The sequence below is a fragment of the Mycobacterium sp. IDUB_1 genome, assembly GCF_055419625.1.
The window spans coordinates 2534071-2553466 of record NZ_JBVAYA010000001.1 but is presented as its reverse complement, the minus strand read 5'-3'; the positions used below and the strand labels follow the sequence as shown (position 1 = coordinate 2553466).

The 19396-nt window shown below is 67.4% G+C and carries 17 protein-coding genes; 13 read left to right on the top strand and 4 right to left on the bottom strand.

Annotated features, from left to right (window positions below; translation table 11 throughout):
* The first annotated feature begins 208 nt into the window (after positions 1-208).
* Both ACZYYX_RS12750 and ACZYYX_RS12745 read left to right on the top strand, forming a co-directional pair.
* Complete coding sequence (locus tag ACZYYX_RS12750) at positions 209-1060, top strand: IclR family transcriptional regulator (protein ID WP_463814727.1); 852 nt, start codon at positions 209-211, stop codon at positions 1058-1060.
* Complete coding sequence (locus ACZYYX_RS12745; protein WP_463814726.1) at positions 1057-1980, top strand: alpha/beta hydrolase; 924 nt, start codon at positions 1057-1059, stop codon at positions 1978-1980. Before ACZYYX_RS12750 ends, ACZYYX_RS12745 begins: the two co-directional genes overlap by 4 nt.
* On the opposite strand, the gene ACZYYX_RS12740 is transcribed toward ACZYYX_RS12745, so the two are convergent.
* A complete protein-coding gene (locus ACZYYX_RS12740; RefSeq protein WP_463814725.1) occupies positions 1957-3192 on the bottom strand; it encodes an NADH:flavin oxidoreductase in 1236 nt (411 codons plus the stop codon). The two genes, ACZYYX_RS12745 and ACZYYX_RS12740, sit on opposite strands and share 24 nt — an antisense overlap.
* Positions 3193-3673: 481 nt before the next feature.
* Between ACZYYX_RS12740 and ACZYYX_RS12735 the strand changes: the two genes are divergently transcribed.
* Positions 3674-4276, top strand: a complete 603-nt coding sequence (locus tag ACZYYX_RS12735; protein WP_463814895.1) for a Dabb family protein — start codon at positions 3674-3676, stop codon at positions 4274-4276.
* An 8-nt stretch (positions 4277-4284) separates the two neighbouring features.
* Here ACZYYX_RS12735 and ACZYYX_RS12730 read toward each other — a convergent pair whose 3' ends face one another.
* Positions 4285-5172, bottom strand: a complete 888-nt coding sequence (locus ACZYYX_RS12730; protein ID WP_463814724.1) for an SDR family NAD(P)-dependent oxidoreductase — start codon at positions 5170-5172, stop codon at positions 4285-4287.
* Positions 5169-7097, bottom strand: a complete 1929-nt coding sequence (locus ACZYYX_RS12725) for a flavin-containing monooxygenase (protein ID WP_463814723.1) — start codon at positions 7095-7097, stop codon at positions 5169-5171. The genes ACZYYX_RS12730 and ACZYYX_RS12725 overlap by 4 nt, the downstream gene beginning before the upstream one ends.
* Positions 7098-7199: 102 nt before the next feature.
* On the opposite strand from ACZYYX_RS12725, the gene ACZYYX_RS12720 reads away from it, so the two are divergent.
* Genes ACZYYX_RS12720 through ACZYYX_RS12695 form a run of 6 tightly spaced genes read left to right on the top strand, consistent with a single transcriptional unit; the run spans position 7200 to position 14316 of the window.
* The gene (locus tag ACZYYX_RS12720; RefSeq protein WP_463814722.1) at positions 7200-8780 is read left to right on the top strand and encodes an acyl-CoA synthetase; all 1581 of its coding nucleotides are present in this window, start codon (positions 7200-7202) and stop codon (positions 8778-8780) included.
* Between the two features lie 14 nt (positions 8781-8794).
* Positions 8795-9916, top strand: coding sequence for a zinc-binding dehydrogenase (locus ACZYYX_RS12715; RefSeq protein ID WP_463814721.1), 1122 nt, complete (start codon positions 8795-8797; stop codon positions 9914-9916).
* Between the two features lie 2 nt (positions 9917-9918).
* Entirely contained in the window at positions 9919-11343 is a 1425-nt protein-coding gene (locus ACZYYX_RS12710; protein WP_463814720.1) for an aldehyde dehydrogenase family protein, read from the top strand.
* A complete protein-coding gene (locus tag ACZYYX_RS12705) occupies positions 11340-12116 on the top strand; it encodes a crotonase/enoyl-CoA hydratase family protein (RefSeq protein WP_463814719.1) in 777 nt (258 codons plus the stop codon). Before ACZYYX_RS12710 ends, ACZYYX_RS12705 begins: the two co-directional genes overlap by 4 nt.
* Positions 12113-13261 (top strand): acyl-CoA dehydrogenase family protein, encoded by a 1149-nt coding sequence (locus ACZYYX_RS12700; protein ID WP_463814718.1) that lies wholly within the window; start codon positions 12113-12115, stop codon positions 13259-13261. The genes ACZYYX_RS12705 and ACZYYX_RS12700 overlap by 4 nt, the downstream gene beginning before the upstream one ends.
* Positions 13258-14316: an acyl-CoA dehydrogenase family protein gene (locus ACZYYX_RS12695; protein ID WP_463814717.1), complete on the top strand. Its 1059-nt coding sequence runs from the start codon at positions 13258-13260 to the stop codon at positions 14314-14316. The genes ACZYYX_RS12700 and ACZYYX_RS12695 overlap by 4 nt, the downstream gene beginning before the upstream one ends.
* A gap of 56 nt (positions 14317-14372) precedes the next feature.
* Here ACZYYX_RS12695 and ACZYYX_RS12690 read toward each other — a convergent pair whose 3' ends face one another.
* Entirely contained in the window at positions 14373-15293 is a 921-nt protein-coding gene (locus ACZYYX_RS12690; protein WP_463814716.1) for a hypothetical protein, read from the bottom strand.
* 612 nt (positions 15294-15905) lie between these two features.
* Here ACZYYX_RS12690 and ACZYYX_RS12685 point away from each other — a divergent pair.
* The 4 genes from ACZYYX_RS12685 to ACZYYX_RS12670 are packed head-to-tail and all read left to right on the top strand — an operon-like array spanning position 15906 to position 19374.
* Positions 15906-16409, top strand: coding sequence for a polyketide cyclase (locus tag ACZYYX_RS12685; RefSeq protein WP_463814715.1), 504 nt, complete (start codon positions 15906-15908; stop codon positions 16407-16409).
* The gene (locus tag ACZYYX_RS12680; protein ID WP_463814714.1) at positions 16406-17269 is read left to right on the top strand and encodes an SDR family NAD(P)-dependent oxidoreductase; all 864 of its coding nucleotides are present in this window, start codon (positions 16406-16408) and stop codon (positions 17267-17269) included. The genes ACZYYX_RS12685 and ACZYYX_RS12680 overlap by 4 nt, the downstream gene beginning before the upstream one ends.
* Before the next feature lies 1 nt (position 17270).
* The gene (locus tag ACZYYX_RS12675; protein WP_463814713.1) at positions 17271-18308 is read left to right on the top strand and encodes an alpha/beta hydrolase; all 1038 of its coding nucleotides are present in this window, start codon (positions 17271-17273) and stop codon (positions 18306-18308) included.
* Positions 18298-19374 (top strand): hypothetical protein, encoded by a 1077-nt coding sequence (locus ACZYYX_RS12670; RefSeq protein WP_463814712.1) that lies wholly within the window; start codon positions 18298-18300, stop codon positions 19372-19374. The genes ACZYYX_RS12675 and ACZYYX_RS12670 overlap by 11 nt, the downstream gene beginning before the upstream one ends.
* The last annotated feature ends 22 nt before the right edge of the window (positions 19375-19396 follow it).

Genomic DNA, 19396 nt, shown 5'->3' with positions numbered 1-19396 from the left:
CCCAGCGGACGCCTCGACGCGTCGGCAGTTTCGGTCCTGTACGCCGTGAGCCCGCGTTGCCCCCGCGCTAGGACTGAGCTCTGCGTTCATCGCCGCTGTCCACTGACACGCCCGATTTGTGTGACAGCGCGCACACCCCTGTGCTACAAAGAGGCATATTACTAATAGGCATATGCCTGTACGGCATGCGCTGACCGAAGGAGGCCCGGTGACCATCACTGTCGACAAGGCAAACGAAACACCCAGTGCGGTCATCGATCGCATCTCCCTGGTTCTCGACGCCTTCGACGGACCCGGACGGCTCACCTTGGCGCAGATCGTGCGCCGCACCGGACTTCCCCGTTCGTCGGCGCACCGCATGCTCGAGCGCCTGGTCGCGCTGCGGTGGCTGCGCCGCGACGGCCGCGACTACGAACTCGGCATGCGGTTGGTCGAGCTGGGCTCGCTGGCGCTGCACCAGGACCGCATTCACCGTGCCGCGATCCCACTCCTGCGCGACCTGCATCGCGCCACCGGGCTGGTCGTGCACCTCGCCGTGCTCGACGGCTCCGACGTCGTGTATCTGGAGAAAATCGGGGACCACATGGCCTCTGCCATCCCCACCCGCGTCGGGGGACGTCAACCGGCGCACTGTACCGCCGTAGGCAAGGCCATCCTGGCCGATACCGAAAGTACCGATAGCACAGTCGATCTGACTGTCCGCAAAACCCGCTACTCCATTGCCAACGCCGCCCAATGGACCGCAGAGCTGGCCCGGGTGCGATCCCACGGGGTCGCCGTGGAGCGCGAGGAGTCCCTGCCCGGCTTCGGGTGCGTCGCGGCGCCGATCGGACCTGCCGGCCAAGCCGTGGCCGCGGTCTCCGTGTGCGGCCCGATCTCCCGGATGACCTTCGACCATCGCATGGCCGGGCCGGTGCGCATGACCGCGATGGGCATCTGGCGCAACGCCGAAGACGGACCCGAGCGTGTCGCACCCACGCTGCAGCCGCTTCGCCCGTTGCGCGGCGGGATCGCGCCGCGGCCGACCGAGGCGCGGCACGCTTCCCTGTTGCCGGCGTGAGGCTCGATCCGCAGATCGCCGACATCATCGAGGCGCTCGATTCGGGCTTTCCGCCAGTGCACGAGATGACCGGCGCCCAAGCTCGCGCCGCGATTCGCGCGCGGTTCGTGCCGAACCCGGCACCCGAACCGCTCGCGGCCGTCGAAGATCATGAGATCGCCGTCGACGGCGGATCCGTGGCTGTCCGCGTCTATCGCCCGGAGGCGTCGGAACCCTTGCCGGTGGTGGTGTACGCCCACGGTGGTGGATTCGTCTTCTGCGACATCGACAGCCACGACGGACTGTGCCGCAATCTCGCCAATCTCATTCCTGCGGTGGTTGTTTCAGTGGATTACCGGCTGGCGCCCGAGCACCGGTGGCCGACGGCCGCCGAGGACCTGTACACCGCCGTCGAGTGGACGACCGATCGTGCCGCCGTGCTCGGCGCGGATCCCGCGCGTGTGGTCGTCGGGGGTGACAGCGCCGGAGGCAATCTGGCCGCGGTGACCGCCCTGATGGCGCGCGATCGGAGGGGCCCGGAGGTGGCGGCGCAGTTGTTGCTCTATCCGGTGATCGCCGCCGATTTCGACACACCCTCCTACCGGGCGTTCGGGCGCGGGTTCTACAACCCCCGCCCCGCCCTGCAATGGTATTGGGATCAGTACGTGCCTGCCGTCGACGACCGCACCCACCCTTACGCGAGCCCGCTGGGCGCCGATCTCGCCGGTCTGCCACCGGCGGTGATGGTGCTCGCAGGCCACGACCCCCTGCACGACGAGGCCAGTGCCTATGCCGACGCGTTGTCCTCGGCGGGTGTCACGGTCTCGCGCTGCGAGTTCGAGGGCGGCATCCACGGTTTCATGACGATGCCGATGCTCGAACTCGCGCACGAAGCGCGCCGACAGTCCAGCGCCGCCCTACGGCAGGTGCTCGACCGGTAGCGACGCCGCGGGCGTACCCGCGCGCTGCGCCACCGGCCCGTAGCGCTGGTCGGGGTCGAGCACACAGTGCGTCCGCCCGAACACCGTGACCATGCACTTGTTGTTGTGGTTGCAGAGGCTGCGCGATGCCGGCTCGGCCATCATCGTCTTCACCCGGTCAGGTTCGCGCAGCAATGCCCGCCCTATGGCGAAGAAGTCGAAACCTTCGGCCATTCCGGTCATCAGGTGCGCGCGCTCGGTGATGCCACCCAACAGGATCAACTTCGTGTTCTTCATCAGGGGTACGAACTGGCGTGCCGCATCGAGCATGTAGAGATCCCGGTAGGGATAGTCGCCCATCGCACGCTTGCCGACGAGGCGCAGCGCGGGACGCAACACCGGCGGCATCACCTTGGCGAACTCCCTCACCGGAGCATCTCCCCGGAAGAGGTACATCGGTTTGTACACCGATGACCCCTGAGTCAATTCCAGGGCATCGAGCGTGGCGTCGTCATCGAGCAACTGCGCGGTGCGCAGCGCCTCGTCGATCCAAATGCTGCCCGGCACGCCATCGTCCATGTCCAGTTTGGCGATCACCGCGACCTGATCGCCGACGACGGTACGGACGTGCTCGGCGATCTCGCGCACCAGCCGCGACCGGTTGTCGATCGACCCGCCGTAGGCGTCCTTGCGCCGGTTGATCAGCGGACTCAGAAACGAGCTGGGCAGGTACAGGTGCCCGAAGTGCAATTCCACCGCATCGAAGCCCGCCTCGACCGCAACCTGGGCGGCGGTGCCGAATTGGGCGATGGCCGTGCCGATCTCCTCGACGGTGATGGCGCGGCAGTACGCCATCGACGTCGGATTGACGAACCTGCTGGGGGCGACCGCGGTGACTCCGGTCAGCTTGCGAGGAGCAACGACTCCGGCATGACCGAGTTGGGCCGAGATCGCCGCACCGGCGTCGTGCACCGCATCGGTCAGTCGCCGCAGCCCTGGCAGGGCCGCGACACTCATCACGATCTGACCGGGAGCGCTCGCCCCCTGCGGGGACACGCAGCAATACGCGACCGTCGTCATCCCCACCCCGCCCTCGGCGAAGCTGCGATGAAAGGCGATCAGTTCGTCGGTCACCGCACCGCGAGGCGAACGCCCCTCTGAGGTGGCGGCTTTGACGATCCGGTTGCGCAGTGTCACAGGTCCCAACCGGGCGGGGCTGAACGGATCGTTCATCGAATCACCATGGCCTCGACGTCATGAGGGGGCAACGGGGTCCTCCCGGTAGCCGGGAAGGCCACCCCGCCCACAACCCGGACGACCGTAGCCTCGCGCCATGGGTGAGGTCTGCGTCATCGACCGGGTGACCACCGCTGCAGGGTGCGCACGCGCGTTCATCGACGCCTATCTCGCCGACTACGCCCCCGGGGCGCGGGCACGCGGGATGACGCTGCGCGACGTCCTGGTGAGCCCGCCGATCTGGTTCCCCGACCGCACCAACGTCGTCACCATCACCTGGACGCTGCCCAGCCCGCAGGCGTGGTGGCAGATGACCTGGCAGGGCCGACCCGACCCGACGATCGCTCAATGGTGGTCCAGCGTCGGTGATCTCGTCGTCGATCGCACCCGAAGTGTCGCCACCGACCCCGCCGATGTCGAGGCCGCCCCGCCCACGGCGATCGCGGCGCCGGGTGCGGGGTCCACGGCCACGGTAGCAGTGACCCGGTTGATCGACGTCGACGAGCCGGACCGCGACCGGATCCTCACCGCCCTGCGGGCCGCCGCGGAGCGCAGCGGTGCCGCCCGACATGTAGTCGCCCCGACCCTGCCGGGGTCCCGTAACGGCGGCGACATCCTGCTGCACCTACGCTTCGACGATCCCCAGGCGGCAGTCGACTTCGATGTCGATGCGACGCTCTCCGATCCGGCCATCTCCCGTGTCAATGGCGCGACTTACCGCGGCTGCGCGATGCGAAGCTCGGCGGGAACCGTGTATCGGGCTCTGCTGCTGCGTGTTTCACCGGAAGCTGATCGCTCGGCGGTGGCAGACTTCGAACGCGAACTCGCGATGATGGCGTCCTACGTTCCGACGATCGCGGCCTGGCAGCTGAGCAGGGTGGACGATGCCGTCGGGACCACGGGGTGGACGCATGTGTTCGAGCAGGAGTTCACCGACGTCGCGGGACTGATGGGCCCCTACCTGATGCACCCCATCCACTGGGCGGTGGTCGACCGATGGTTCGATCCCGAGACCGCCGACGTGATCGTCCGGGATCGGGTGTGCCACAGCTTCTGCGACATGGCCGCCCCGGTGCTCTAGACGGGTCCTCACAGGCCGGCGGGAAGGATGTTCGGATTGGCCGCTGCCGGAGGCTCGATTGGCTCCAACACCGTGCGGCCGTCCAGGGTGCGCACCGGAAGTCTCTGTGACCATGGGTAGTGAAGGCTGAAGGCCACCAACCCGGTACGTGCCTGGGCGGGGAGGTGACACATGGCCAGCACGGTCTCGGCGAGGTACTCGACCGGTTCGGTGGGAAAGCCGGCCGGAATCAACGACGCCGCGCCAGGGGTACGTACCGCCGTGGAGGGACCCACGCAGTTGACCGCGATGTTGGCGTCGACCAACTCGGCGGCGACGCCCTGGGTGAAGCGATGCAGCGCCGCTTTGCACGATGCGTAGATCACGTCGCCTGCCGTCTTGTTGTAGTCCCGGTAGGGGCGGACCGGCGCGACGCCGGTCACCGAGCCGATGTTGACGATCCACCCGGCACCCCGACTGCGCATGTGCGGAATCGCCGCCTGAGTCAATGCGAACGGCGTCGTCACGTAGTGGGCCACCGTGCGGTCGAACGTGGCCCGCGGCATGTCCTCCACGAGCGCGTAATCGGCGAAACCCGCATTGTTGACCAGGATGTCGATCCCACCCGCCCGTTCCACCACCGATGGGATCAGTCCGTCTCGGGCCGCGTCGTCCTCGAGGTCAACAGCCACCCCGAACGCCGACCCCCCTGCCGCCTCGATGAGTCCGATGGTCTCGTTGATGGTGCCGGGGACGATCTCGTTCGCCCCGGCGCGTACCGATGGTGAGGGGCGGTGAGAGCGAGCCGTGACCGCGACGGTGGCGCCCTCGGCCGCCAGCCGCTGCGCGATGGCCCGACCGATGCCGCGACTGCTGCCCGTCACCAGAGCCGTTTTGCCCGTGAGTAATCCGCTCATCTCAGCACGAAGTCCGATTCGACAGGTGCGCGGTGCTGCTGCCACAGGTCGACGAGGCGGTAAGGGGTGGCCACGACGACCCGGCCCGACTCCGACCGATAGTAGGTGTGTGCGTTGGGCGTGTGACACCACACGGTCTTCTGCATCGCTGCGTCGATGTCAGCCACGTAGCCCTCGTACGCGGACTCGGTGACCTCGATCGTGGTCGACCCGCGCAGCGCCATCAGCTGCAGACATTCGATGATGTAGTGCGCCAGGACTTCCATGGAGAAGTTGGCACCGGCGCCGTGCCCGGGACTGTAGTTGGGCGCAGAGGTGATGAACAGATTCGGGAAACCCGGCACGGTCCCGCCACGGTATGCGCGTGGACTGTTGCCCCATTCTGCGGCCAGAGTTTTGCCGCCGCGACCCCGGATGTCCACCGTGGACAGGAAGTCGAGGTGATAGCCGGTCGCGTAGATGATCACATCGAGGTCGATGTGGCGACCGTCTGAGGTGACGATCCCCGAGGCGTTGATCTGCGCGGGTTCGCACGCTTCGACGTCGACGTGGTCGCGGGTCAGCGCAGCGTAATAGCCGCCGGGGTCACGAATGATGCGCTTACCGTATGGCGCGAAGTCCGGGGTGACCTTGCGCGCCAGTTCCGTTCCCGCACCGAAGGTTCGGTCGATGTAGTCCAGGCACATCTGCAGCAGGACATCGTTGGTCGGGTTGATGGACAGGTGGGTCTTGGACCACTCGGGGTCCTGCAGGATGATCGGGTAGTTGTTGTCGGCGGTGCCCCAGTAGGACTTCAGCCGATGCCACATCGCGTAGTACGGCAGCACGCGACCGAGGTAGCGGCGGTGTTCGGGCACGTCGTCGGAGAGCCGTTTGCGCGGTGCCACCCAGTGCGGTTGGCGCTGGAACACGGTCAGATGCTCGACCTCGTCGACGCACGCATCGACGATCTGCACCGCCGTGCAGCCCGCGCCGATGACCGCCACCCTCTTGCCGGTCAGATCCAGATCGGGATCCCAGCGGGCCGAGTGGATGCTGATACCGCCGAACGTGTCTCGGCCCTTGACGTCCGGGAACCGGGGGCGGTTCAGGTAGCCCGCCGCGGTGACGACCACCCGCGCGTGGTCCACCGACTGGGTGCCATCGGTGCGGCAGGTGTGAATCTCCCAGTGTTGTCGCTGCTCATCCCAGTGCAGCGCCTGCACTTCGGTGCCGAACTGGATGTGACGGCGCAGGTCGTGCTTGTCGGCCAGCGCCACCAGGTACGCCTGGTACTCCGCGCCCTGCGGATAGTAGTTCGACCATTCGGGATTGATCTCACGCGAGAGCGAGTAGTAGGCCGACGGGGTGTCCACGCCGATGCCGGGATAGGTGGTGGTCAACCAGGTGCCACCCACCTCGTCGTTGCGGTCGTAGACAGTGAAGGCCACGCCCTCCTCGGCGGCCGCCAGAGCGACCGCGATGCCGGCGAGACCGGCGCCGATGATGGCGACGGTGGTGGTCTGCGGAATCGGTACGGTGCGCGGCAGCGTGGGTGCCGAGGGCCGGAATCCGCCCTGCTCGAGCAACAGGTCGACCTGCTCGTCGTCGACCTCCGCCCCCAACGCCACCGGCAGCAGCCGGGTGAAGAACTCGCGGTCGTCAGGGGCCGGGGCGCCGGCCGGTCGCGTGGTGTTCAGGGCAGCGATGACCTCCTCCGCCAGTGTCTGCGCGGTCTGCGGATCGGTCTTGCCGGCCCGCTCCGGCGGATCCGGCTCGTAGGCAATCCTCGCGGCGTACCGGTCGATCACTGAGGCGTCGCCTGTCATCTGCGCCAGCACCGCGACCAAGACGCCGGGATCGGCCTTGCGCAGGTGTCCGCGCAGCGCGTCCGGGTCCGTTGCACTGTCTGTCGGCAGCGACGACGATTCCGTGGTGGCGGTCATGGTTGCGAGTATCGGAGCAACGACCACTCGGTGGTGACGGCCTGTCTACTGAGCGGGAGACAAACCACCGCGGTGTGGCAGTGCGCGCCTACGCTGCGGCCCATGCACCACGACGACCTCGACGCCGTCATCGCCCGCGCCCGCAGTCACAGCCTGGCTGACATCCCGCGACGCTCGGCACGCAAGCAATCCGACAAGACCGCCATCATCGACGGCGACGTCGTGCTGTCCTTCGCCGAATTCGATCACCAGGTCGACCGAGCCGCGGCCGCGTTGTGCGACAACGGATTCAAGCCAGGTGATCGGTTGGCGCTGCTGTCCCGCAATTGCTGGCAGTACGCGGTGCTGACGTTCGCCACGGCCCGCGCCGGCGTGGTGCTGGTACCTGTCAACTTCATGCTCACCGCCGAGGAGATCAGCTACATCCTGGGACACAGCAAGGCACGAGGATTCATCGTCGAGGCCGATCTCGTACCAGTCGCCGAGCACGCCATGACGCTGGGCACCGTGGTGACCACCTGTGCCGCGCTCGTCCTGCCGGGCCAATCGTCGGGCTGGCCCGACTTCTCCGACTGGCTGACCACCACCAATCCCGCACCGGAGTACCACCTCGCGGACGACCAGCTGGTGCGGATCATGTACACCAGCGGAACCGAATCCCGTCCCAAGGGTGTGATGCACAGCAGCCGCAGCCTGATGTGGCAGTACATCAGCACCATCGTGGCCGGATCGATGTCCGGCGACGACGTCGAGGTGCATTCGCTGCCGCTCTATCACTGTGCCCAGCTGGACAACTTCCTGGCCACCGACCTCTACCTGGGGGCGACGAGCATCATCCTCCCCCGCCCCGATCCCGAGCTGGTATTGCGCACCATCGAGCGGTACGGCGTCACGAACTACTTCGCGCCGCCCACCGTGTGGATCAGCTTGCTGCGCAGTCCGGTATTCGACGAGGTGGACCTGTCCAGCCTGCGCAAGGGTTACTACGGCGCATCGCCGATGCCCGCCGAAATCCTCCACGAGATGCGCCACCGCCTGCCGCAACTGCGGTTGTGGAACTTCTACGGCCAGACCGAGATGGCGCCGCTGGCCTCCGCCCTGGGCCCCGCCGAACAGGACGCCCACGCCGGGGCGGCGGGACGCCCGGTGGTCAACGTCGAAACCGTCGTCCTGGATGAGACCGACACACCGGTCGCGACCGGTGTCGTCGGCGAGATCGCCCACCGCAGTCCACATCTGATGCTCGGATATCTCGACGACGAGGAGAAGACGGCACAGGCGTTCTCCGGGGGTTGGTTCCACTCCGGAGACCTGGGCTACTACGACGAACACGGGCTGCTGCACGTGGTGGATCGCAAGAAGGACATGATCAAGACCGGCGGAGAGAATGTCGCAAGCCGCGAAGTCGAAGAAGTGCTCTACCGCCACAACGGCATTCAGGAGGCAGCCGTGTTCGCGCTGCCGCATCCGCTGTGGGTCGAAGCCGTCGTCGCGGCGGTGGTGCCGCGCGCGGATTCCGCGCTGACCGAAGACGAGGTCGTGGCACACTGCCGCGAACACCTGGCCGGCTTCAAGACGCCGAAACAGGTGTTCTTCGTCGACGCCTTGCCGAAGAACCCCAGCGGCAAGCTGCTCAAACGCGATCTGCGGCAGCGTTTTACCCTCCACACCGCGAACAACTGAAAGGCCACATCAGCGTGTACACCGGCCGTATCGCCCGTTTCGACGAACCCGGCACCCCCTTCACCCTCGACACCGTCACGCTGCCCGAGGTCGGCGCGGGGCAGGTCCTGATCCGGGTGTTGCGCGCGAACATCTGCGGGTCCGACGTGCACGCCTGGCACGGCACATTCGCCACCCGTGGGCTCGGTGGCCACCTGCCCACCGTGCTCGGTCACGAGATGGTCGGTGCCGTCGAAGCGCTCGGCGAGGGCGTGCACACCGACTCCAACGGCGTTGCCCTGACAGCCGGCACCCGGGTGGTGTTTCCGTACTTCTACAGTTGCCACACCTGCCGCAACTGCCTGGCCGGGCGGCGCAACGCCTGCTTGAACCTCACGATGGCCATGCTCGGGCGCGCCGACGAGCCACCCTACTTCGTCGGCGGTTATGCCGACTACTACCTTCTGCCCGCGGGCGCGGTGATCTACACCGTGCCCGACAGCGTCGGCGACGACATCGCCGCCGGCGCCAATTGTGCACTGTCACAAGTCATGTACGGCCTCGAACGGGTCGACATGGCACTCGGGGAGCACGTCGTGGTCCAAGGAGCCGGCGCGCTCGGGCTCTATGCCGTGGCCGTGGCCAAGGCACGCGGTGCTGCGCAGGTGATCGCCATCGACGCCGTCCCCGAACGACTCGAACTGGCCGCCGCGTTCGGCGCGGACACCGTGATCGATCTCAACGAGGTTGCCACGCCTCGGGACCGCGCCAAGGCGGTGCGCAAGCTCACCGGCGGGCACGGCGCCGACGTGGTCGTCGAAGTCGTCGGACACCCGGCTGCGATCGACGAAGGCCTGCAGATGCTCGGACAGTTCGGCCGCTACGTCGAGATCGGCAACATCAACGTCGGGCAGACCTTCGCCTTCGATCCGTCGCGGTTCGTGTTCTCCAACAAGACCATGGTCGGGGTCTCGCTCTACGACCCGGCGGTCCTGTCGCGGGCCCTTACGTTCCTCGAACGCCATCAGCATCAGCTACCGCTGCATCGACTCGCCGCGGCGTGTTATCCGCTCGCGGACATCAACGACGCATTCGCCGCCGCCGACGGCAAGCGCGACGTCCGCGCCAGCATCGTCCCCCACCCGACAGAAGGATGACCATGCCCACCTACGAGCGTTCCCTGCTGTTCGTCGACGGCCGATGGGTCACACCGGCCGGCGGCGGCATCATCGACGTCGTCGATCCGGCCACCGAGAAGGTGATCGGCCATGTACCGGCCGGCACCGCCGAAGACGTCGACGCCGCGGTCGCCGCAGCCCGCCGCGCCTTCGACCCCACCATCACCGTGGCCGAACGCCGCGACCGCCTGCACCGGGTGATCGACGCCCTCGAGAAACGTCTGCCCGACATCGCCGAACTGATCACCGCCGAGATGGGCGCCCCGGTCCGCATCGCCCAGACCGTGCAGACGCAGGTGCCGCTGGCGGTGGCCAAGGGCATCGCCGACGTGGTGGATAGCTTCGAATTCGAAGAGCACATCGGCAATTCGCTGGTACTGCGCGAGCCGTACGGCGTCGTCGCGGCCATCACCCCGTGGAACTATCCGCTCTACCAGGTGGTCGCCAAGGTGGTCCCGGCGATCGCCGCCGGGTGCACCGTCGTGCTCAAGCCCAGCAACGACGCTCCCCTGTCGGTGTTCGAATTCGTCGAGGCCTGTCAGGACGCCGGGCTACCCCCGGGGGTGCTCAACGTCGTCTCGGGCCCCGGCCGGGTGATCGGCGAGCGCATGGCCAGCCATTCCGACGTCGATTTCGTCTCCTTCACCGGTAGCACCGAGGTGGGCGCCCGGGTCGGTGAGCTCGCCGGCCAAGCGGTCACCAAGGTGGCGCTGGAGCTGGGCGGGAAGTCTGCCAACGTCATCCTCGACGGCGCCGACCTGGCGACCGCGGTCAAGGTCGGGGTCGGGAACGCGTTCCTCAACGGCGGACAGACGTGCATGGCGTGGACCCGGATGGTGGTGCCCCAGTCCCGGTACAGCGAGGCGCTGGACCTCATCGAGGCCGCCGTGTCCCGCTACCCCGTGGGAGATCCGTGGGATCCGGCAACGCGTATCGGCCCGTCTGCGTCACGCTCACAGTTCGACACGGTCCGCGGGTACATCGAGCGGGCGCAACGCGACGGTGCACGCCTGCTCGTCGGTGGTGCCGAGCCGGTGCGTGACGTCGGGTTCTTCGTGGCTCCTACGGTGTTCGCCGACGTCGATCCCGAGTCAGAACTCGGCCAGGAAGAGGTGTTCGGACCGGTGCTGGCGGTCATCCCCTACACCGACCATGACGATGCCCTGCGCATCGCCAACGCAACCCCCTACGGGTTGTCGGGGGCGGTGTGGGCCGCTGACGACGACACCGCGATCGCTTTCGCTCGCGGTGTGCAGACCGGGCAGCTCGACATCAACGGCGGCGCTTACAACCCGCTCGCCCCCTTCGGGGGGTACAAGAAGTCCGGCATCGGCCGCGAATTGGGTCGGTTCGGTTTCGAGGAATACCTGCAGACGAAATCCCTCCAGCTCAATAGGCGCCGATGAGCACCCCGCTGCGTATCGACACCGACGGATCGGTGCAGGTGTGGACCATCGACGCACCGGAGGTGGGCAATGCCATCACCGGACCCGAGGTGATCACCGGATTCGAGACGCTCGTCGATGCGGTCAACCGCGACAACGACATTCGCGTGGTCATCCTCACTGCTGCCGGCAAGATCTTCTCCGCCGGCGGCAATGTCAAGGAAATGGCCGATCGTCAGGGCATGTTCGGCCTGGCCCCCATCGACCAGCGCCGCGCCTATGTCGACGGAATCCAACGCATCCCTCGCGCTCTCGCTCGACTCGAGGTGCCGCTGATCGCCGCTGTCAACGGGGCCGCGATCGGGGCGGGCTGCGATCTGGCCATGATGTGCGACATCCGCATCGCCTCGCAGCGTGCGTCGTTCGCGGAGAGCTTCGTCACCCTCGGCCTGATTCCCGGCGACGGCGGAACCTGGTTCCTGCCCCGCGCCATCGGGTACGCCCGCGCTGCCGAACTGACCTTCACCGGTGAACGCATCGACGCAGACACCGCTTTGGCGTGGGGCTTGGTCAGCCGCGTCGTCGCGCACGACGAACTGCTCACGGCAGCAAGGTCGTTGGCGGATCGCATCGCCGTCAACCCGCCTCATGCCCTGCGAATGGCCAAACGGCTGCTTCAGGAATCGGTGAGCGGATCGCTGGAGTCCACCCTCGCCATGGCCGCGGCGATGCAGCCGCTGGCCCACCACGACGCCGAACACGAACAGCGCATTGCCAAGTGGAGGACCTCATGACTGTTCGAGGGCTGCGCCTGGCCCCTCCCCCCGGCGCTGACACCGAGGGGGTACGCGCCGAGGTCCGCGCCTTCCTGGCCGAACAACTCGGCGCCGGTGCGTTCACCCCGTCGGTGGATTCGTGGTTGTGCGGGTGGGATGAAGCGTTCACCGCGGCGCTGGCACGACGCGGATGGTTGGGGATGACGGTGCCTCAGCGCTACGGCGGGCACGGGCGGACCTTCGGTGAGCGCTTCGTCGTCACCGAGGAGCTACTGGCGGCCGGCGCACCGGTGGCCGCGCACTGGATCGCCGATCGTCAGATCGTGCCATCGTTGCTCAAATACGGCACCGAGGAACAGAAGTCACACTTTCTGCCGCAGATCGTCGCCGGCGAGTGTTTCTTCGCCATCGGGATGAGTGAACCCGACTCCGGGTCGGATCTCGCCAGTGTCCGCACTCGCGCCGTGCCGACCGACGGTGGTTGGTCGCTCACCGGCACCAAGGTGTGGACCTCCGGGGCCCACCGCGCCCACGCGTTCATCGTGCTCGCCCGTACCGCGCCCACGGACGCGGCGCATCGCCACGCCGGACTCAGCCAGTTCATCGTCGATCTCCGCAGTCCCGGGGTCGAGGTGCGGCCCATCGTGTCGATGAACGGAAACCACCACTTCAACGAGGTCATTCTCGACGAGGTCTTCGTGCCCGAGACCCGGGTGTTCGGCCAGATCGGCAGCGGCTGGGAACAGGTGACCTCAGAGCTCAGCTTCGAGCGCAGCGGGCCGGAACGATTCCTGTCCACCTTTCCCCTACTCGCCGCGGCCATCGACTCCCCCGCCGCGCCGCCAATGGGTACCGACGCAGCATGGGGACGACTCGTGGCCCGCGTCAGCGCGCTCCATCACATGTCCACCGCCGTCGCCGACGCGTTGCAGAGGGGTGAGAACGCCGACGTCCCGGCTGCGGTCGTCAAGGTCCTCGGCACCACCACCGAGGGCGGCATCGCCGACTTCGCCGCCCACGGATTCGGGGACGACGCCGCACCTGATCGCACCTGGGAAGAGCTGGTGGTCAACGCCACCGACCAACGCCCTGGCTTCACCCTGCGGGGCGGGACCAACGAAGTGATGCGCGGCGTCATCGCGCGCGGATTGGGATTGCGATGACCGCTAGTGCACCACAACAGGTTTCGCCGGTGATCGATCCCGAGCTCGCCGCCATGATCGACGGCGTCCTGGCTGACTACCGCAACACCGCCGCGCCCACCGGGCCCACCGAACGCAGGCACTGCGACCGCGACCTCTGGCAGCAGCTCGACTCGTTGGGCTTGGTCCGCCTGACGGGTGCCGAGCGCCACGGCGGGAGTGGCGCGGGCTGGGCCGAGGCCGCAGTACTGACCGCCGCGGCCGTCCGCCACGGCGTTCACCTTCCGTTGGCCGAGCACGACCTCCTGGCCTGCTGGTTGATCGACGAGGTGTCCGGGCCCGCCGACGATACGGTGCACACCCTCTGTCAGCTCGCCCCCGGGGCATCCACCGGCGTGGCGCCGTGGGCCGGGGAGGTGGACCGGCTGACCGTGCTATGGGACAGCGGCGACGGGCATCGACTGGCTCAGATCGACACCGCGAGTGCGCAAATCACACGGTGCATCAACGCGATCGGGGAGCCGCGCGATCGCGCGACGGTGGACACGTCGACGCTGACGGGAGTACCGGTGCCCCCGGAGGTGGTCGCCGTCGTAGCCCGGAAATCTGCCATGGTGCGGGCTTTGCAAGTGTGCGCGGCGCTTGATCAGGCGGTGGCACTGTCCATCGATCACGCGGCCTCGCGCGTACAGTTCGGCCGACCACTCGCGAAGTTCCAGGCCATCCAGAATCTCATCGCCGATGCCGCGGCCGAGGCCGCACTGGCCCGCATCGCCACCCAGGCGGCTCTGCAGACGGCGATCGACAGCAACTGGGACGCAATGTGTCTCGACTTCCAGATTGCGGTCGCGAGGTCGTGCGCAGGTCAGGCAACACTGGTGGTGACACGCAACGCCCACCAGGTGCACGGCGCCATGGGCACCACCTTCGAGCACCGACTGCACGAGTACACCCGCGGGGCCCTGGCGTGGCGTTCCGAGTTCGGTTCCGCACGATTCTGGGACCTGCAAGTAGCGGCGAAGGCCAGTGCAGCTGGAGGTGCAGGCCTGTGGGAATTGATCACCGCTGAGACGTGATTCACCGACATGCGGCGCTGGGTCGCGATGACCCAGCGCCCATGTCGGCTCGAGACTCAGACGACGGTGAGCGCGATGGTCTGCACCTGGTCGCCGTTGTAGCGCTGGAACAGCTTGGTGAGGTTGAAGCGGTTGTCGGTGACGAGCACCTCGAAGGTGTCGGTGCCGCCGCCCGCGGCGAGGAATGCGGGGTCGGCCTGGTAGGCGAAGGTGCCGGTGATGTCATCGATGGTGACTGTGCCGTTGACCGGTTTCCGCACGACGACGTACCGGACCTCCGGGCGCACGACCTCACCGGTGAGCACGCCGAGTGCCGTGCCGTCTGCGTTGAGTGCGCTCTGGCTGATCACCGTCCCCTCCACGCCTTTCAGGTCACCGGTCCCGAGGTCGGCATTGAGCGTCGCCAGCGACTTCTCGGCGGTTCCGCCTGCGAGGAGGTTGCCCACGAAGTCGAGCACGACGTCACCGGTGCCGAGGCCGTCGATGGTGACGGTGCCGGTTTCCTTGCCTGCGTAGTACGCGACCGAGTAGTCCGGGTTCAGGTAGACCGTCGTGCTGTCCACCGCGGCGGGGGCGTTCCAATTGTCTCCTGCACCACCGCCGATGACCGCCGGGTTGGTGTAGGCGAGGGCGATCAGCCCTGGCACCTCCTCACATCCGCAGATCGCCGGCGACGGCGCGCCGGCCCGTACCGTCGACCGGATCTGCACCCGCGTTCCGAGTTCGTCGGGATCGCGGGCGTCGATGTCGCCGGTGATGTTTCCGTTGGCGCCCTGACGGTTGATCTGGACGTCAGTCACCACCGGTGCGGCGTTGAAGACGGCGCGCTGCAGGAAGGTCATCACGGCGGCCAACGGCTTGCGACGTTGTCCCGCAGATGGATTCGTGAAGGACGATTCGATCGCGACCGACTCCGCGGCGTCCCGGGCGACCGCCTTGGTCTCCCGCTTCGGGGCGAGACCGATGCTCCGCCGCACCGGGGTGGGCCGAGACGTGGTGGCGCCGGACTCGGAAGCTGCTGCATCACTGGCGGATCGCTCCGCTCGCCGGTCCTCTCGTGTCCCGCGCGCGCGGACGGTTTCACTCCTGCTCTGCTGACGCGTTTCCCGGACCTTCGCCGCCCGGGCCGAGCCGGTCGTGTCCCCACCCGAACGCGCCGCGCTCTGTGAAGTTGCCGATCGACCCGTCGAGGGGGACGAGTCACCGTCGTCGGCGGAGGCGACTCCGGTGGCGAGAGACGTCATCAACCATGCCGACGCGGCGAATCCGGCCGCGAAGCCCACCCCTTTGGCCACTGTGCGCGCGTGGTCACTGCGCGAGGGCGGATCTGCGACGGCCGGTCGCCGCGCGGAATCCCGTGTGTACGAGGGAGTTACCTGCATGTGCGTGTCCTTTGTGGGAGGGGTCGTTCGACAGCCCAGAGCGTGCCGAGTGAGTGTGGCCTGCGCCACACTCCGTCCCGATCACCGGACACTCGACGGGGGGTCACCGGCCCGCCGCGTGACTGTCCTGACGGTCCCGCGATCAACGTCCCGCTCACCGGTCACGTCAGCTCAGTGGCACACCTCACTCGGTTTGACTGACTCGCCATGAGCAACGAGATCACGCTGGCTGAGGTACAGGAGTTCATCGCCGGGTTCTGGTACCACTACGACGAGGGACACTTCGACGAGCTGGCCTCCCGCATCGGCGAGGAAATGCAGTACTTGAGCCGGTCGCTGTCCGGGAACTGCCCGTTCGAAGACCTGCTGGCCGCCGAGCTGCACGGCGGCGAAGAAACCCTCGCCTGGCTCATCGAGCACCGCAACGTCAACCCCTACCCGTGTCGGCATCACGCCACCAACATCTTTCGGACCGGCACCGGCACCGGTCCCGAGGGCGAGGTCACCCGCGTCCGCTTCACCATGTTCGTCAATCAGATCACCAACAACGTCCCCTTCGCTGTTTCCAGCGGCGTCGCAGATGTGGGTATCCGCCGGGCAGGGGACCGTCTGGTGTTCACCTCGATGACGGTGATGCTCGACGCCGACGACTCGATCCCCTTCGCCGAGCACGCCGCCAAGGCCGCTTCGGTGAGCACGCAGCCGGCGTGACCGCCCGCGAATCGTTCGGCGGTGGCATCGCCGTCATCACCGGCGCCGGCGCGGGCATCGGGGCGGGACTGGCCCGCCACGCCGCCCGTCTCGGAATGACCGTGGTCCTCGTCGACATCGACGCCGGCGCCGTCGCGGCGCTGCGTGGCGAACTCGTCGCTGCCGGCGGCTCGGCGATCGACAAGGTCTGCGACGTCCGCGATGCCGACGCCGTGCAGGCGCTCGCCGACGAGGTGCGCAACGATCTGGGACCGATCCGCCTGCTGGTCAACAACGCAGGCGTCGAGCAATTCGGCTACCTGTGGGACACCCCCGTCGAGAACTGGCGACGCGTCGTCGACGTGAACATCAGCGGCGTCTTCAACGGTGTCCGGGCCTTCCTTCCGCACATGATGGCCTGCGACGCGCCGGCCTGGGTATGGAACCTCTCCTCGATCGGTGGCGTCGCCGTCGTCCCGCTGCAAGCGCCCTACATCATGAGCAAGCACGCGGTCCTCGCGCTCACCGAGTGCCTGCACCTGGAGGTCCAGGCCGCCGGACACGACGAACACATTCACGTGCAGGCGGTGCTCCCGGGTGCGGTGGTGTCCAACATCTTCGAGTCCGCGGGTGGCGTCGACGGCGGCGACACGGGCGCCGCTGAATCTCAGCGAGCGGCCATGCTCGACATCAAGGCCGCGGCGATGGATCCCCTGGCCGCCGCCGAGGTGGTGTTCGACCAGGCCGCCGAGGGGCGGTTCTATCTGCTAACCCAGCCCGACTATGTCGGCTCGGCGATGGCCGAACGCGCCCGCGTGCTGACCAACCAGGAGACCCCCCGCCTGCGCACCGAGCGACGCTTCGATCCCGCACAGAACTGACATGCGTTCTCCCACCCTGGATCCCGACGCCGCCGCGCGAGTCGCCTCCTTCGGCGTGCCGACGCCGATGCGCACGCGCGGGCTCGCCGCCGTGCGGGCCGGCGTCGAATCGGTGCCACATCCGCCGATGCCGCCCATGGCGCACATCGACAACTACACCGCACCCGGGCCGGGCGGGCGTCCCCTACCGGTGCGGTTGTACCGCCCGACGACCTGCGCACGGTCCCCCGTCCTCGTGTACTTCCACGGCGGTGGACTGGTGATGGGTTCCAACCATTCGTTCGAACCGTTGGCACGGGAATTGGCCTGGGCCAGCGGTGCCGCGGTCGCTGCCGTCGACTACCGATTGGCTCCCGAATCTCCGCCACCGGCACAGTTCGACGACGCGTACGCGGCCACCGAATGGGTTGCCGCCAACGCCGACAGGCTGTCCCTCGACGCGCAGCGGCTGGCCGTCGTCGGCGACAGCGCCGGTGGATCGCTGGCCGCCGCAGTGGCTCTGGCCGCCCGTGACCACCGTGGGCCTGCGATCGCGGTACAAGTCCTGCTCTATCCCGGCCTGGATCGCGACATGGGCGCCGCCTCTATCACCGCCATGACCGATGCACCCATGCTGGCCCACGACGACATCGTGTTCATGCACGAGATGGTCGACGCAGGCACCGCGGCGCACTCCCCGTATCAGGTCCCGGCGCACGCCCCTGATCTGAGCGAGCTGCCCTCGGCGATCGTCGTCACCGCCGAGTGCGACCCGATTCGCGACTGGGGGGAACGGTATGCGGGCCGGCTACGCGACGCCGGCGTGCAGACCACTCTCACCCGCTATCCAGGCACCTATCACGGCTTCCTGATGCGTTCAGACGCGACTGCACGCGGGCGACTGGCCGTTGCGGAGATCGGCGCGCTGCTGCGCGCGAAGTTCGCCCATCCCATCAGCTTTTCCGCGCGTCCCGATGACCGGACGTTCACCCCACCGCCGGCTGCGGCGGTGCCCACAATCAACGAGCAACTCATCAAAGGAGAACACGATGCTGACTGACGAGCGCCGCCAGGAATTGTCCGATGTGCTGCGGCCGGTTGCGCCGCCGCGCGAGCTCACCGACGTCTACACCGCCGATCAGCGCGAACGCCTCCTCGACGTCGTGCGCACGCAGGGACCGTGGAAGCTCATCATCGCCCAGCACTTCGCGTCGGCCGACGAGTTGATGGCGACCATGAGCGGAGCCTTTCCCGAGGGCTTCGAACCGACGCTGGATCTGTTCCTCACCCCCACGTTCCGCGGCTATCTCGCCAACTACGGCACCGTCCTCTACCCCGAGCTGCACGACTGCTTCTACAACGCCACGTTCGTCGAGCACGCCAAGCGGTACTGGGGTGCCGAGTACGCAAAGCCTGAGATGATGCTGTTCAACATCAACGGTCCGTGCGCGAACCGCGATCCCGGTCACTTGGACTCCCCCAGCTTCCGCGGTGTCCGCCACGAGAACGCCCCCACTTGGCTCTGCAGCGTGATGGGTAAGTCAGGGCTGTTCGCCGATTACCTGATCAAGATGGCACAGGTCATCACGTGGTTCTCCCTCGACGAAAGCTCCGGTTTCACGTATTGGCCCGACGGTCCGCTGAAGCCGCCCGCGCGGGTGCTCCCGCCGATCAACAACCGCGGCGTCGTGGTTCAGAACGAGATGATGGTGCACCGTGGAGAGGCGAATGGCCCCTTGGACCAACAGGTTCCGCCTGGCCTCGCCTTCGACACGGTGTTCACCGGCGATCCGGCTGACCGCGATGGGTGGCTGTTGAAGAACGGTGAGGACGTCATCGCGCACCACCGCACCGACGAATTGCGCTTCTTGGTGCATTGGTCAGCCGAAGTGTTCTCCGACTACGACGAGCTGAAGAAGAACATGGACGGGTCCGACGACCTGACCATCGACAAGGCCATCGACATGATGGTCGACGACCTGAGCGCCAAGGGCGTCAAGCTCGACATCCCCAGCAACCCGTTGCACGATCCCGCATTCATCGGAGCGCTCAACGCCGCCTACGACCTGGGCGGCCCGACCAGTTATCCCGAAGACGCCCCGCTGAGCGCATTCCAGATGGCATAGCGCCACAAATAGCGAAAGGCAC

Bases quoted from the DNA above. Each gene is read 5' to 3' on its own strand.
- ACZYYX_RS12740 (WP_463814725.1), bottom strand. From the start codon at position 3,192: ATGAACGATCCGTTCAGCCCCGCCCGGTTGGGACCTGTGACACTGCGC.
- ACZYYX_RS12730 (WP_463814724.1), bottom strand. From the start codon at position 5,172: ATGAGCGGATTACTCACGGGCAAAACGGCTCTGGTGACGGGCAGCAGT.
- ACZYYX_RS12725 (WP_463814723.1), bottom strand. From the start codon at position 7,097: ATGACCGCCACCACGGAATCGTCGTCGCTGCCGACAGACAGTGCAACG.
- ACZYYX_RS12720 (WP_463814722.1), top strand. From the start codon at position 7,200: ATGCACCACGACGACCTCGACGCCGTCATCGCCCGCGCCCGCAGTCAC.
- ACZYYX_RS12710 (WP_463814720.1), top strand. From the start codon at position 9,919: ATGCCCACCTACGAGCGTTCCCTGCTGTTCGTCGACGGCCGATGGGTC.
- ACZYYX_RS12705 (WP_463814719.1), top strand. From the start codon at position 11,340: ATGAGCACCCCGCTGCGTATCGACACCGACGGATCGGTGCAGGTGTGG.
- ACZYYX_RS12700 (WP_463814718.1), top strand. From the start codon at position 12,113: ATGACTGTTCGAGGGCTGCGCCTGGCCCCTCCCCCCGGCGCTGACACC.
- ACZYYX_RS12695 (WP_463814717.1), top strand. From the start codon at position 13,258: ATGACCGCTAGTGCACCACAACAGGTTTCGCCGGTGATCGATCCCGAG.
- ACZYYX_RS12685 (WP_463814715.1), top strand. From the start codon at position 15,906: ATGAGCAACGAGATCACGCTGGCTGAGGTACAGGAGTTCATCGCCGGG.
- ACZYYX_RS12675 (WP_463814713.1), top strand. From the start codon at position 17,271: ATGCGTTCTCCCACCCTGGATCCCGACGCCGCCGCGCGAGTCGCCTCC.
- ACZYYX_RS12670 (WP_463814712.1), top strand. From the start codon at position 18,298: ATGCTGACTGACGAGCGCCGCCAGGAATTGTCCGATGTGCTGCGGCCG.